This is a genomic window from Streptomyces sp. NBC_01431, assembly GCF_036231355.1.
Classification (GTDB): Bacteria; Actinomycetota; Actinomycetes; order Streptomycetales; family Streptomycetaceae; genus Streptomyces.
In genome coordinates this window covers 588,944-602,506 of the sequence record NZ_CP109496.1, presented here as the reverse complement: position 1 = coordinate 602,506, position 13,563 = coordinate 588,944, and the positions used below count along the sequence as shown (strand labels likewise).

The following is a 13,563-nucleotide window of genomic DNA, read 5'->3' as shown; positions in this document are numbered from 1 at the left end:
CGGATGGCGGAGGCGGAGCGCGAGTGCGAGTTGCTCGGCCTCGACGGCGGCGAAGGCTTCGAAGCGCTCTGACCCACGCGACTGGCGGCCTGGCTGGCGGAGGAGATCTTCGACGCCCTGAGGCGTGGCCCTGACCCGGCTTCGCTCACCCCCTGGGCCATGGGCCTCGCCGGGCAGTACACCGAGCGCGGCATGGCCGCCGAACCGGCACGCGGCTTCCTGCGGCGCACTGAGGGCGAGGCCCCGTACAGCGGGGAAGTGTTCCGCCGCCTGAACCCATGAGACGGCGCCCGGTCTCATCAAAACCTGGAGGGGATGGACGAGCCTCGCCTACTGAACCAGGCTCAACCACAGGAAGAGCAGGCCGAGCAGGCTGAAACCGGTGGTCAGAATCGCGAATGCCTGGCCGAACAGGGGGACCACGGCCCCACCCGGCCCCATGACCGTCGCGGAGCGCACGGGGTTCTCCGGCCGGTAGCGCACTGTCAGCTTCTCTCCCTCGGCAAGCAGCATGACGTCCTCCTCGAACTCCAGATACTGCCCATCGAGGGTGGTGAAACCGTGCACGTGGTGCCACATGGTGTCGCCGTCGCTGCTTTCGGTCGAGTAGCGGCGCACGCAGCGCCCCTCCACCGCTATGCCGCCGAACACCGAACGCAGCCGGCTGGCCAGACGCCAGGTCAGCCACCCGCATCCGGTACCGGCTGTGGCCAGAAGGACTAGGACTGCCCCCCCCAGAAAAAGCATGCTCATGCCCGTAGGTTGGAGACCTGCCCGGCGCCGCGGCCTCCGGCGTCACACGCGTCCGACTCGTGGAGCATCCGTCAGACCGACGCTGGATGCCTCGGGAGGCGGCGCCGCGCGGGTGTTGGACTGGTGCTGTTGAGGGATCGTCCGGCCGCACGCGGTCAGTTCGTGGCGGGCGTTTCAGCGGGGACCTCGGTCATGCGCGCGTCGTAGCCGGTTTCGGGGTTGACGACACGGCCTGCGGCCCACCAGTTCTCGCGGGCTGTTTCGAAGACCATCAGCATGACGTCCTCTTCGGGGACACCGGCGAACAGCCGGAGGTTGTCGACGATCGCCCGGAACAGTTCGCTCTTCTGCTCGGCCGGCCGCTGGTTGAAGGAGAGCTGGATGAACATGGTGCGCTCGCTGCGCGACAGGCCGAACGCGACCGGCTGCATGTGGAAGTTGTCGGGCGTCACCTCGTGGAAGACGTGGAACTGGTCGTCGTGGGGGATCTTCAGGACGTCGATCATCGCCTTGTGCAGGGCGGCGGAGACGTTGCGGCGGTACTCGGGGGTGGTGCCCTGGCGCAGGGAGACGTTGATCAGTGGCATGGTCGTTCTCTTTCCGGTGCGGTATCTGGAGTTGGGGTCAGGCGGTGGGCGCCGAGGTGGGGCGCTGGGTGGGTGCGGGGACCTGGAAGCAGGTCAGTAGCGCGCAGGTGTTCAGGTACTGGCCGATGAGGTTGACCAGAGCGACGAGACCATCCGTGTCGAACGTGGCCACCGCTTCGGCATAGAGGTCGTCCGGCATGTGGTGGTCGCGAACGAGAGCGGTGGCCACGCGGTGGGCGACGTCGGCCTCGGCGCGCAGGCCGCACGGCATGTCATCGCCCTGCCCAAGCGCCTCGATCGCGGCCTGGGGCAGGCCGGCCCGCGCCGCTCCCGCGGTGTGGGCGTAGAGCGCGTACTCGGCCCGCCAATGGGCGGCCACGGTGAGCACGACCACCTCACGGACGTCGGCCGGGATGCCGGATTCAGTGATCGCCTGAGCCCATTCCAGCAGGGTCTTGGCTATGCGCGGGTTGCGCAGCATGACATTGAACGGGCCGATCAGCCGTCCATCGGGCAGCGCGGCCGTATAGCCCGCCGCAGCTGCCCCGGGCAGGCGCGTGACCTGCAATTGGGCATGGACGGCGCGCTGCGCCTCATCGAGGGCGCCGAGGGGAAGGAGGGGCAACCGGCCGCCCAATCCGGAGGCCCCGACGGTGGGGTGTTCGTTCATGCCCGCCACGTTAGGAACCCCGGCAGCCATTCGGCCAGCGAATGCCTCGCATGCTGGGTATGCTGATTACTCATGGACATGACGGTGGTCGGACTGCGGGTGCTGCGCGAGGTGGCCGAGCGAGGCACCTTCACGGCCGCGGCCCAGGCACTGGGCTACACGCAGTCCGCCGTCTCCCGGCAGGTGGCCGGCCTGGAGCAGGCCACCGGCGTCCGGCTCTTCGACCGCTATCCAGGCGGTGTACGACTGACCAACGCGGGCCGAGCCCTGCTGCCCCACGCCGTGACCGCGCTGGACGCTTTGGAGGCGGCCGACCGGGAACTGAGCGGCGCAGAGGACAACACCGGCCACGTGCGGCTCGGCTTCTTCCCCGCCGCAGGAGCCGTGCTCGTGGCCCGCGCCCTGGCAACCCTGAGCCGGCAATCCCCCCGCGTCCAGGTCACCACCCGGGAGGGGACCACCCCATCGCTCTTGAGGGCGCTGCGCACCGGCGTCCTCGACCTCGCCCTGGTGACCTCCCGGCCGCCGCACCGCTCACCAGACGCCGACGATCCACCCCTGCATACGGAACCGCTGCTGGAAGACCGTCTGGTCCTGGCAGTGCCGGCCGGCGGCCGGTTCGCCGACCGCGCCGCGGTCACCGCTCAGCACATCGCCGGCGAGACGTGGATCGCCAGCCCGGCCGGCACCGACGGGCCCCTGCTGGGCATCTGGCCGGGCCTGCCGGGGCGGCCCCGGGTCCACCACGCCACCCGCGACTGGCTGACCAAACTGCATCTGGTCGCAGCCGGCGTCGGCATCACCACGGTCCCCTCCATGTTGCTGTCCGCGATCCCGCCCGGTGTCCGCCTCATCACCATCGACGACCTCCCCGAGGAACGCCGCCGCGTCAGCCTGGTGCGCCTGCCGGGCTCCACCACACCCTCGACGGACGCCCTCGTCCACGCCCTTCGCCGACACGCCGCCGACCTCGCCGAATAGGAACGCGCGCAGATAGTCCGAGTCGAAGCCGGGGCCGCGCCGCGACATCCGTGGCCGCCCGGCGGTGTGGGCGCTCCAGGTGCACGGTGATGTCATCGGGCAGCGGCCTCAGGCCTTCCAGCAGGTCCAGGGTGGGCGCGAGCAGCGGCGATTCGTGGCGTTGAGCTCCGGCCATGGCCCTCGTGCCGCGCCAAGTACCCTCTTTTGCTGGGCTGTTGGTCGGCCGCGGGCCGTGCCCGGCCGTCCAGCCCACTCTCGTACCCCAGAACCCACCGCATCACCGCCCCCCTCCACCTCTCCCCTCCACGGGTCCCGATTACGGACAACATCGGCTTGGCGTGCGGGAGTTGGGCCCGACGCGGCGTATCGCCAGGTCGGGGCGCCTTCCGGGACGGTCCGGTCCCGTGGGCGCCGAGCCGCTCTGGCGAGTGCACACGCGAACTTCGCCGTTCCATCCGCACTGGCCAGTCGCCCGGTGACTGCCACAGCAGCGGGTCACTGGAGAGGGGCCGGATATCGATGGGGCCCTGAACCGCTGACCTCGATCTTCCGTCTCCTCTGACCGACGGGTCGGCGGCCGCTCGGCCGGTGATCCGTGCACCACCCGCTCGACAGCGGATCCGGGACGCTCCCCATCCGCTTCGCTGCCGGAATGGCAGCACGGTGCCGTCACGTGGAGTCGGCGGCGCCGGCAGCTCCCCGGGCCGCCCGGACCGGGGCCGACGGGAGAGGCTTGATCGTTGAGTAGAGACAACCGACCGCGGACCCAGATGACCCAGCGGACCACGAGGACACGACGGCGCTGGGTCACCGCCGTAGTCGCCGTCCTGGGCTCGATGGCGGCGCTGCTGACCGTTCCACTCACCGTCACCGCGGCGCACGCCGTCAACCGTGACGGCAGTTCGACGTTCGCCACGTACAACATGCACGGCTCGGACAACGGCTCCAGGTGGACTTCGGAGATCAACCGGCTGGTCGCGAGCTACCCGGTGGTGATGCTGCAGGAGGCCGGCAGCGGCCCACCTCCGGCGGTGGGCGATCACCGGACCGAATACCGGTCCATGCGGATCGTTCCGAGCCGCAGCCCCCAACCCAGCAACTACACGATCTCGACCTGGGCTGGCGGCCCGAACCACGAGAACCGCTACGTGTACTACCTGCAGACCGACCCCCGCAGGATCAGCAACACGAACGAGGACACGTGGGACGGCGGCCAGATGAACCTGGCGACGGTCACCGACACCCGGGCCGACGAAGTACGAGTGCTGGAGAACGCGTACTACGACCCGGACCCGAACGCCCCCAACAACCGCTACCGGGCACGCCCGTTGCTCGGTCTGCGGTTCGGGAACACGTGGTACTGGAACACACACGCCCGCGGCGAGGACGTGACCGCAGACGCGACCAGGCCCGGCCTGCTCGACCGGGTACGCGGCTTCATGGCAGGGAGCGACCAGCGCGGCCGGAACTGGGTCCTGGCGGGTGACTACAACGTGAACATCCTCAACCGCACCAACGCCGAGGCCCGCGACCGGTCGTTGCATCTGCGGCCCGGCGAAGCGCTGCTGCGTACCGGTCAGCCGACGTTCATCAACAGCGACGAGCCGAGTGAGCTGGATTACGCGGTCACGAGCGGACTGCCCGGCGGCTTCACCGCGTCCCGCTCGGACGGTGCCGGATCCGACCACGTGGCCGTGGTCTTCGCGCGGACACCACCGCCTGTCGCGCCCACCGGCCCGTCGCACGTCTACGCCACCACACTGGCCACACCCAACGGCAACATGCTGCAAGTGGGCGCGAACCACTCGATGGGCATCGGCGCCCCCCGCTACGACTCCGGCCAGATATGGCGCATGTACACCAACGGCGACTCCAACACCCACTTCCTGCGGAACCCCGGCACGGGAGATTGCATCGCCGCCCCGACGGGTTCCCGCCGGGATACCTCCTCCCGGGCCGTCGCCGGTGACTGCGCCGATCCGCGAGCGCAGTGGACGATCAGCCACATGGAGGACGACCCGGGGTGGAACAGCGACACCGGTGGACCGCAGCGCTGGCAGAGCGTGGCCTTCCCCGGGATGTGCCTGACCCCGTCCAACCAACAGGTGACCGTGGAACGGTGCACGGATGACCCCGCCCAGCGGTGGTGGGACAACCCCGCCGCGCTGCCCAAGGACTGGCCGACGACCACCGGCAACGTACGCCTGGAGGACGCGGCGCGCGGCAGCCGTCTGCGACGGTCCGGCTCGGTTCCCGGCACCGGCGTCGCCACCCGGCCCACACCGCCCAAGTGGTGGTGGCTCTACTGGCTGGCGTACGAGCGGAGGGACTTCGGCTGGAACATCCAGCGGATCGACACGGCCGACAACCTGGTGCGCATCCAGAGCCTGGACGGCGACAACCGGTGCCTGGGCGTCCGTGACGAGCACGCCAAATCCGAGACGGACGCCCTGCTGCGGACGTGCGACGACGCGCGCGCCGCCGACGGCAGCGGTCAGCGCTGGCTGGCAGAGAACTACGCGGACGGCACCGTCCGCTACCGCAACGAGGCCAACCACCTGTGCCTCACGGCCCCCGACGCCTACCAGGGCAACGTCAAGCTCTACTCGTGCAATGACATCCGGGCCGAACGCTGGAGCGTGGTGAACCCCTGAACCACCGACCGTCCGGGCTGACGCGCAGTCAGTCCGGACGGCCCTCTCCTGCTCATGCGCTCTTTCGGGTGGTGATCAGCCCCTACTGCCCTGGGAAGGCCGTTCGGGCCGTCGGCGCTGGCATGATGACGGCCGTGAAAATGCCGAACACCGCTTCGTGTCAAGTCCGGACCGGGTACGTACTGCGCAAGCTTCCCCAAGTGACTTTGCTTTTCTGGGCGTTGAAGACGGTGGCGGTGACGCTGGGGGAGACCTCCGGAGACCTGTTGGGCATCACCCTGGGCGTCGGTTACGTGACGACGGCGATCGTCTTCCTGGTCTTCCTGGCGGCTGTCGCGGTGGCTCAGGTGCGGGCCGGACGCTTCCACTCCGCCCTGTACTGGTCGGTGATCCTGGGCACCAGCATGGTCGGCACCGAGATCTCCGACTTCCTCAACCGCGGCTTCGGGCACGGCAGCGCCGCCGACGGCATCGGATACGCCGCGGGCGCGGCCGTCCTCACCGGCCTGCTGGCGATGGTCTTCGTGGTGTGGTGGCGCACCGGGCAGAGCTTCGACGTGGAACGCCTCGCCAGCCGCCAGGGAGAAATCCTGTACTGGATCGCCATCCTCGTATCCAACACGCTGGGCACCTCAAGCGGAGACTGGCTGGCCGACGACGCGGGCCTTGGGTTCCGCAACGCCTTCCTCGTCATCTCAGCCATCATGCTGCTGATCGTGGCGGCGTACTGGTTCACCGGTATCAGCCGCACGGTTCTGTTCTGGCTGGCCTTCGTCCTGACGAGACCGCTGGGCGCTGCGGGAGGCGATTCGCTGACCAAGCCGAGCGCCCAAGGCGGCCTCGGCTGGGGCACGCTATGGGGCTCCGCGGCGCTCCTCGGCGTCCTCGCCGTGCTGATCGCCCATCAAACACGGCAGGTCCGGCGGCACCCCATGGAACCTCTCCCCGCCCCACACGATCGCCGCACGGGTCTGCCTCAGCGCCCCAACGCCCGCCCGGCGCCTGCCCGTTCAATCGCCGACCCCTCCACGGCGCGGACCTGAGCCCCATGCCTGACGGCGGTGCGGAACCTCAGAGGTCGTACGCCGTGTCGTGCTTCGGCTGGTACAGACCGACTGTTCCCGCACCCGGCACAGCAAGGCTGGTCACCAGTCCCCAGCGCTGTTCGGTGATGTCGGTGGTGAACTCGACACCCTTGGCCTTCAGATCAGCGACCGTGGCGGTGAGGTCGTCGCACATCAGGAACAGCTCGGTGCGGCCGGTGGAGTGCGGATCGGTTGGGTGTACGGCCAGTTCGCCAGGTGGAGACTTGAAGATGAGCCAGCCACCTCCGGCGTCGACGTGCGCGAGCCCGAGCACATCGCGGAAGAAGGAGCGCGCCGCCTCCGCGTCGTTCGCGTAGACGATCGTGTGTGCACCGTTGATCACCCGTGGAAGCTATCAGCCCGTTGGGATTTGCACGCCGAACTCGCCGCGTGACCGCTGGCGCGCCATGCCCGACGGACCTGGCACCAAGCCACCCGGACCGAGCCTTGACCAGGCCCACGAAGCACTCTCATGAAGCGCGCCCACACCCTGGGTGTTGGGCCTCAAAGGCACACCGGGGAGTTCCGTTGTCCGAATGCACACTGCCGCTCAACCCCGTCCGTGGCCCGCGCGGCTGGCCGCCGCTGGGTAACCTCCCCGCTTTCGGGAGGGACCCCCTGGGCTTCCTGACGCGCTTGCGCGATGACTTCGGCGACGCCGTGACCTGGTCCCTGGGCCCCCGGCGCAGCCTGTTCGTCTCCCACCCCCGGCACATCATGGAGCTGCTGGCATCGCGGGAGGACACGTACGAGATCCTCGAAATCGGCTGGGCGTTCAAACAGATCACGGGGCAGAGCGTCATTCGCAGCAGTGGCGGCGACTGGCGGCGCAAGCGCTCACTGGTCCAGCCCACCGTCCGGCCGCGCCAGGTCCGCTCGTACGCCGACGTCATGGTCGACTCCGCTGGAGCGGCGGCCGACGGATGGCGCGACGGTGAACGGATCGACGTCCGCAGAGAGATGGCGCTCATCACCCAGCGGATCGTCCTGCGCACCCTGTTCGGCAGCGACCTCGGGGAACAGACCGGGGCGCTGGGTGATGCGATGGACGTGGCCGAGCACGCGGTGGGGGCAGAGCTTCGCGGTATTGGCCTTTTCCTGCCCGGCTGGGCACGGACCCCGGTCCGGCGGCGGCTGCTGGCGGCCGTAGCCACCATCGACACCGAAGTGCACCGACTCATCGGGGAGCGACAAAGCCGAACCCATGCCGTCGAAGAGCGCGACGACTTGCTCAGCAGGCTCCTCGCAGCCCGCGACGAAGGAGGCCGTCCGCTCTCGCCCAAGGAGGTACGCGACGAAGCCGTAACCCTCTGGGCCGCCGGTCACGAAACCACCTCCACGGCCCTGACCTGGGCCCTGTACCTGCTGTCCCGCGCCCCGGAGGTCCGTGTGCGGCTCGAAGCCGAGCTGGAGCACGTACTGGGCGGCCGCCCGCCCGCCATCGACGACTACGAGCGCCTCACCTGGACCCAGCAGATCGTCAAAGAGGCCATGCGCCTCTACCCGCCCGTGTGGCTCATCCCCGCGGTCGCCCGCGAAGGCGCCGCGCTGGGCGGCTTGCGCATCCCGGCCGGAACCATTGTCTGGTGCAGCCAGTGGACCACTCACCGAGACCCCCGCTGGTTCCCCGACCCCGATCAATTCCGACCGGAACGCTGGGCGCCCGACGCTCCACACGCGGTGCCCGATCACGCGTGGTACCCCTTCGGCGGCGGCCAGCGCACCTGCCTCGGCGCCCGCTTCGCCCAGGTCGAAGCCGTACTGGTACTCGCCACCCTCGCCCAGCGCTTCCGCCTCGACCTGCCCGCCACCGAGGTAACGGCCCACGCCGGCCTGCTCCTGCAACCCGCCACTCCACTCCACGCGACCCTGAGCAGCAGGAACGCCGAGGAGCGCTTGCGCGACAACTGACCGCCGCTTTTGTGCAGCAGGCGCATTCAGGACAAGAATCTCCCACGCTTTCAACCTGTCGACTGCGCCCAGCTGAGGGCCGCATCGGCTGAAGGGCGGGCCCCGAAGCGCCATGCGTCCCGCTACGCCGCGATCAAGTCTGGCGCAAACTCGGCCAGCGACGCTCAAGGGCCTTTGCCCGCGTTGGCAGACTTTCTCCTGTCATAGCCGGAATCTTCGACCAGTAAGAGAGAGCACCGAATGAAACTCATCGTCCGGACCGGGCTCGCCATCGTGGCGTCGGCCGCAGCCCTCGCCGCGGCCGCCTTACCCGCCTCCGCCGCCATCGCTGCCGAGAACCCCGGCGTGGGAGCCGTTGCGCATGCCGTGGCGGCGAACCCGAAGACGATCAAGGCCGCCGCGTACAACCAGGCGCGGAGCATCCTGGCCAACGCCGGAAGCCAGACTGCCGCCAAGTCGCACCCCGTTCACGGGAAGGACGACGTGCCGGTCAGCTATGGAACCAGCCTGCTGGCCGCGGCCCGCGACGAGTTCCGGCACGCCGACCGGAACCTTCCGGCGAAGCAAAAGAAGTCGGACATGTCGATTCCGCACTACAACGCGATCCACAGCGCAGCGAAGACCATGGGCATCGACCGATGGTGACGCGGTAGGCCCCGGTCGCGAAGGATCCGCTCCGACAGGTGCGGATCCTTCGATCGGCTGGACTGCGCCCCCCCAACTGCCCTTGCGGGCCTGCTTCTCCGGGCGGTCAGGTGATCGTCGGCGGTCCGCAGCGCTGTGGACGACTGGCCAGTAAGCGCCTTTACTGTCGGCGGTAGGGCTGGGTGGCCCGGGGCGGAGACGGCCGAGGCGAGGAGCGGGGGAGACGGTGGAGCGGTATGAGATCGAGACGTTTCTTGCCTTGGCCGAGGAGCTCCACTTCACCCGTACTGCTGAGCGTCTCCTTGTCTCGCCGGGCCGTGTCAGCCAGACGATCAAGAAGCTGGAACGAACGCCGCGTCGGGGGCACGTTGTTCGAACGCAACAACCGCCGTGTGGCACTCACCCCGGTCGGCCGCCAGCTCCACGCCGAACTGCTTCCCGCATACCAGCGGGTCCAGCAGGCCGTCGCCAACGCGTCAGCAGCGTGCCGGGGCCTGGCCGGTGTGTTGCGCGTCGGATTCACCGCGCCGTGGTCCGGTGACCTCATCGTCCGGGCGGCCGACGTACTCAACTCGCGCTACCCGCACTGCACCGTCGAGTTGCAGGAAGTGACGTACAACGCGGCCATCGTGGCCCTGCAGAGCGAGGACGTCGACCTGGTGGTCGCCGAGCCTCCCGTCGAAGACCCGGCCATCACCGTGGGACCCGTCGTGTTCTCCGAACCGCGTGCCCTCCTCGTGCCCGCCGACCATCCTCTGGCGGCTCAGGAATCCCTGTCGTTGGAGGATCTCGCGGTGCTGCCGCTGATCACGGCTGTCGGGGTGTCCCGCGCCTGGCGTGACGCCTTCTTCCCCCGCCGCACCCCCCAGGGCCGCCCGATCCGACACGGACCGGCCGCTGTGGGATGGCAGGAGGTCCTCTCACTGGTCGGGGTGGGCAAGGGAGCCACGGTGGCCTCTGTCCGGGCGAGGCACTACCACGGTCGACCCGACATCGTGTACGTCCCGTTTCGCGACGCGCCGTCCGTCGACTACGTGCTCATGTGGCGCGACGCGGGTTGTACCGCCGAGCTCCGGGCGTTCATATCGACCGTCCTTGAGTTCATCCCAGAGGCGGTCGGCCGGACCTGATACGTCAGGGCCCTTCGCGACCCGCGACACGTCTCATGGTCTGGAGGCCCGGTGCGGCCTGCCCCGTGGCAACGTCAGCGTCGCGAGAGTGGTCAGGACGAGTCCGGCCGCCGCGAGCAGCATGCTCGACCGCATACCGGCCAGGAACGTGTTGGCTCCGGTCAGCAGCGCCCCGAACACGGCCACCGCAATCGCTCCGCCGGCCTGGCGGCCGGTGTTGAGGACCGCGCCGGCCGTGCCCGCCCGGTCCGCGGGTACCGCGTCGAGGAGCATGGCGGTCAGTGCCGGCATCGTCAGCGCACCGCCGAGACCGACCGGCACCATCAGTGTCGCCACCACCCACACATTCGTGTAGGGCTCGACGGTGAGCAGTGCCAACAGGCCTGAAACTCCGATGAGTTGACCCGCGGCCATCGGCACCCGCGGGCCGAACCGCGCGGCCAGCTTCGCCGAGGCCAGGTTCACCACGGCGACCAGCGCCGTCATCGGAATGAACATCATGCCCGCGTGCAGCGCCGACTGCCCGCGCTCCTGCTGCAGATACAGACTGAAGACGAACACCCCACCGTAGTAAGCGGCGTTGAGCATGAAGCCGACCACCAAGGACACCGCCACCACCCGCGAGCGGAACAGCGCCAGCGGCAGCATCGGATGCGCCCCCTTGGCCTGCACTGCCAGAAATACGGCTGCCGCCACCACGGCCACCAGCAGCGACACCACCACGAGCGGGCGACCAAAACCCTGGTCGCCACCCTCGATCACCCCGTACGTCAGGGCACCCATCGCGACTACCGCCGTCACCTGCCCGACCAGGTCGAGACGTGCAGGGCAGCCGCGGCGAGACTGGTACGCGAGCCAGCAGGGCGAGCGCCAGCAGACCTGCCGGCAGGTTGACGAAGAATATCCAGCGCCAGCCCACGGATGCGGTGAGCGCTCCGCCGAGGACCGGTCCGGCCGCCACCGCGACCGCGCCGCCCACGGTCCAGACCGCAATCGCCCAGGCCCGCCTGGCCTGGTCGGGGAAGCCCTGCCGGATCAGCGCCAGCGACGCCGGCATCATCAGGGCCGCCGCGCCTCCCTGAACCAGCCGCGCCGCCACCAGTACGCCGAGGCTTGGCGCGAACCCGCGGGCCGCCGAGGCCAATCCGAAGAGGACGAGCCCGCCACCGTACGCCTGCCGGGCCCCGACCCGGTCGGACAGGGCGCCCGCGGAGAGCATCAGGGCGGCGAAGATCAGCGTGTATCCATCCACCACCCACTGCAGGCCGGACATGCCGCCGCCAAGACCGCGGCCGATGTCGGGCAGCGCAACGGTCACGATCAACGCGTCCAGTGAGATGAGGAAGAAGCCCAACAGGGCTGCCCCCAGTACGAGGGAGGAACCGCCGCGGCCTGTCTGCGGTGCAGCGACCGCGGCGCCGGGGGAAGGGGCGGACTTGAGGGTGAATTTCACCAGGGCACTCCTGATGATGAGGATCTGTGATTTTCCCCAGGGGTACTCAGACTCCCCACTTGGTTGCGGTCTCAACGACCCTCATGTCGTTCTGAGGGGTTCCGACTCGCAGCGGGCGGGTTCAATGACGCCGAACCATTGCTGGGTGGCCATCCGGAGGGCGTCCAGGTCGGCCGGGTCGGGGTGGGGGGCGGCTGTTGCCCATGCCACATAGCAGTCGGGCCGCAGCAGCAGGGCGGTGGCCGCGGGGGCGGGGTGCTGGGGCTGTGCGGTGACGATGTCCATCTGGTCGTGGCAGTGTGCGAGTGCCTGCGCAGCCGATGCGTCTTCGGTCAGGTCGAGCAGCAGTGGCCGTGCGGCTGTGGTGAGTTCCGCCAGCCGGACCGTCCCGGTGGGGGTGTGCAGTTCCATGTCCGGCGCGAACCGGCCGACCAGGGGGTGCGTGTCGGGGCCGCCCATGGCGTAGCGGACGTCGGTGCCCGCAGTGAGGTCGGCGAGGTGCTGGATGGTGTTCGGGTGGCCGAGGAGTTCGGTGAACAGCTCGCGCAGCGCGGTGACGTCGCTGCCCGGGGCGGTCAGCGCGGACTGTGCCTGGGCGTTGACGACCATGCGGTGGGCGGCTTGCCGGCGCTCGGCCTCGTAGCTATCGAGCAGTTCGGGCCCGGCGTTGCTGTGGATGGCGGCGGCGAGTTTCCAGCCAAGGTTGACCGCGTCCTGTAGGCCGAGGTTGAGCCCGGGGCCGCCCCCTGCGGCGTAGACGTGGGCCGCGTCGCCGACGAGGAACACGCGGCGGTCCCGGAAGTGTTCGGAGACTCGAGTGTTGCCGCCGGTCAACCGGCGCAGTACGTGTGGTCCCTCGCCGGCGGGCGGGCTTAGGGGCAGGTCGGCGCCGAGTACGCGGCGGATGCTCGCCCCGAGCTCGTCGAGGCTGATCGGCGTCTCAGTCTCGGGCTGGTCCCACTCGGTGGTGCTGACCAGCGGCGGGTGGCCGGGGAAGGGCGCGTAGGAGAACCCGCCGTGCTCGGTGCGGTGGGGCAGGAACGGCAGGACGGGTCCGTAGCCGGGCACGTCCAGCGCGCCGGTCGTGGGATCCACCCATGCCGCCGGTACCGTCGCGTGCGCCGTCCGGGTGGTCCTGCGGTCATAGCTGACGCCGGGGAAACCGATGCCGGACAGCTTGCGCGTGATGCTGCGTGCTCCGTCCGCCCCGACGACGTAAGGGACGCGCAACCGGTAGGCCCCGTCCGTCCCCGCGACGTCCACGGTCGCTGCCTGGTCGTCCTGCGACAGGCCGACGACCTCGTGCCCCCGCCGGATTTCCACCCCGAGTTCGATGGCCCGATCCTGGAGGACCTGGACGATGCGCTGCTGCGGCGCCGGCAGGCCGTAGATCGGGCTGTCCTGGAGCAGGCTCAGGTTCAGGCCCATCGCGGCGAACATGAAGTAGGCCGAGTTCGGCTGCGGCGGCCCCGGCACTCCGCTGAGGCGCTCGTACAGCCCTCGGCGGTCGATCATTTTCACGACCTGGCCGAGCAGTCCGTTCGCTTTCGGCTCCTCGCTCGGCGTGGGCAGGCTTTCCAGCACGACCGGACGGATCCCGGCCAAGGCTAGTTCGCAGGCCAGCATCAGCCCGTTCGGGCCGCCGCCGACTATGACGACATCAGTGATCACCAGCGTGTCCCCTCTTACATGAG

12 protein-coding genes and 3 pseudogenes are annotated in these 13,563 nt (G+C 69.5%); 8 read left to right on the top strand and 7 right to left on the bottom strand.

Annotated elements, in window-relative coordinates:
- The first annotated feature begins 159 nt into the window (after window positions 1-159).
- Window positions 160-282 (top strand): hypothetical protein, encoded by a 123-nt coding sequence (locus OG522_RS03005; protein WP_329461338.1) that lies wholly within the window; start codon window positions 160-162, stop codon window positions 280-282.
- A 48-nt stretch (window positions 283-330) separates the two neighbouring features.
- On the opposite strand, the gene OG522_RS03000 is transcribed toward OG522_RS03005, so the two are convergent.
- From OG522_RS03000 to OG522_RS02990, 3 genes are all read right to left on the bottom strand, one after another.
- A complete protein-coding gene (locus OG522_RS03000; protein ID WP_329461337.1) occupies window positions 331-753 on the bottom strand; it encodes a DUF3592 domain-containing protein in 423 nt (140 codons plus the stop codon).
- A 155-nt stretch (window positions 754-908) separates the two neighbouring features.
- Entirely contained in the window at window positions 909-1,340 is a 432-nt protein-coding gene (locus OG522_RS02995; protein WP_329461336.1) for a tautomerase family protein, read from the bottom strand.
- A 37-nt stretch (window positions 1,341-1,377) separates the two neighbouring features.
- Window positions 1,378-2,010, bottom strand: coding sequence for a carboxymuconolactone decarboxylase family protein (locus OG522_RS02990; RefSeq protein WP_329461335.1), 633 nt, complete (start codon window positions 2,008-2,010; stop codon window positions 1,378-1,380).
- A 72-nt stretch (window positions 2,011-2,082) separates the two neighbouring features.
- Between OG522_RS02990 and OG522_RS02985 the strand changes: the two genes are divergently transcribed.
- On the top strand, window positions 2,083-2,991 hold the full coding sequence (locus OG522_RS02985; RefSeq protein WP_329461334.1) for a LysR family transcriptional regulator: 909 nt from the start codon (window positions 2,083-2,085) through the stop codon (window positions 2,989-2,991).
- A gap of 75 nt (window positions 2,992-3,066) precedes the next feature.
- Here OG522_RS02985 and OG522_RS02980 read toward each other — a convergent pair.
- Window positions 3,067-3,172 (bottom strand): annotated as a pseudogene (locus OG522_RS02980) (IS5/IS1182 family transposase); the annotation flags it as partial.
- Window positions 3,173-3,761: 589 nt separating this feature from the next.
- Here OG522_RS02980 and OG522_RS02975 point away from each other — a divergent pair.
- Window positions 3,762-5,645 carry a ricin-type beta-trefoil lectin domain protein gene (locus OG522_RS02975; protein ID WP_329461333.1) on the top strand — a complete coding sequence of 628 codons (1,884 nt, stop codon included), beginning with the start codon at window positions 3,762-3,764 and terminating at the stop codon, window positions 5,643-5,645.
- Window positions 5,646-5,845: 200 nt separating this feature from the next.
- On the top strand, window positions 5,846-6,688 hold the full coding sequence (locus OG522_RS02970; protein WP_329461332.1) for a COG4705 family protein: 843 nt from the start codon (window positions 5,846-5,848) through the stop codon (window positions 6,686-6,688).
- 28 nt (window positions 6,689-6,716) lie between these two features.
- Here OG522_RS02970 and OG522_RS02965 read toward each other — a convergent pair whose 3' ends face one another.
- A complete protein-coding gene (locus OG522_RS02965) occupies window positions 6,717-7,073 on the bottom strand; it encodes a VOC family protein (protein WP_329461331.1) in 357 nt (118 codons plus the stop codon).
- Between the two features lie 185 nt (window positions 7,074-7,258).
- On the opposite strand from OG522_RS02965, the gene OG522_RS02960 reads away from it, so the two are divergent.
- The 4 genes and pseudogenes from OG522_RS02960 to OG522_RS02945 all read left to right on the top strand — a co-directional run bounded on the left by OG522_RS02960 (window position 7,259) and on the right by OG522_RS02945 (window position 10,416).
- A complete protein-coding gene (locus OG522_RS02960; protein WP_329461330.1) occupies window positions 7,259-8,641 on the top strand; it encodes a cytochrome P450 in 1,383 nt (460 codons plus the stop codon).
- A gap of 240 nt (window positions 8,642-8,881) precedes the next feature.
- Complete coding sequence (locus OG522_RS02955; protein ID WP_329461329.1) at window positions 8,882-9,286, top strand: hypothetical protein; 405 nt, start codon at window positions 8,882-8,884, stop codon at window positions 9,284-9,286.
- 226 nt (window positions 9,287-9,512) lie between these two features.
- Window positions 9,513-9,584, top strand: a pseudogene (locus OG522_RS02950) (hypothetical protein); the annotation flags it as partial.
- Between the two features lie 94 nt (window positions 9,585-9,678).
- Window positions 9,679-10,416, top strand: coding sequence for a LysR family substrate-binding domain-containing protein (locus OG522_RS02945; RefSeq protein ID WP_329461328.1), 738 nt, complete (start codon window positions 9,679-9,681; stop codon window positions 10,414-10,416).
- Between the two features lie 33 nt (window positions 10,417-10,449).
- On the opposite strand, the pseudogene OG522_RS41180 reads toward OG522_RS02945, so the two are convergent.
- Both OG522_RS41180 and OG522_RS02930 read right to left on the bottom strand, forming a co-directional pair.
- Window positions 10,450-11,869, bottom strand: a pseudogene (locus OG522_RS41180) (MFS transporter).
- Window positions 11,870-11,950: 81 nt separating this feature from the next.
- On the bottom strand, window positions 11,951-13,540 hold the full coding sequence (locus tag OG522_RS02930) for an FAD-dependent monooxygenase (protein ID WP_329461326.1): 1,590 nt from the start codon (window positions 13,538-13,540) through the stop codon (window positions 11,951-11,953).
- Window positions 13,541-13,563: the final 23 nt, after the last annotated feature.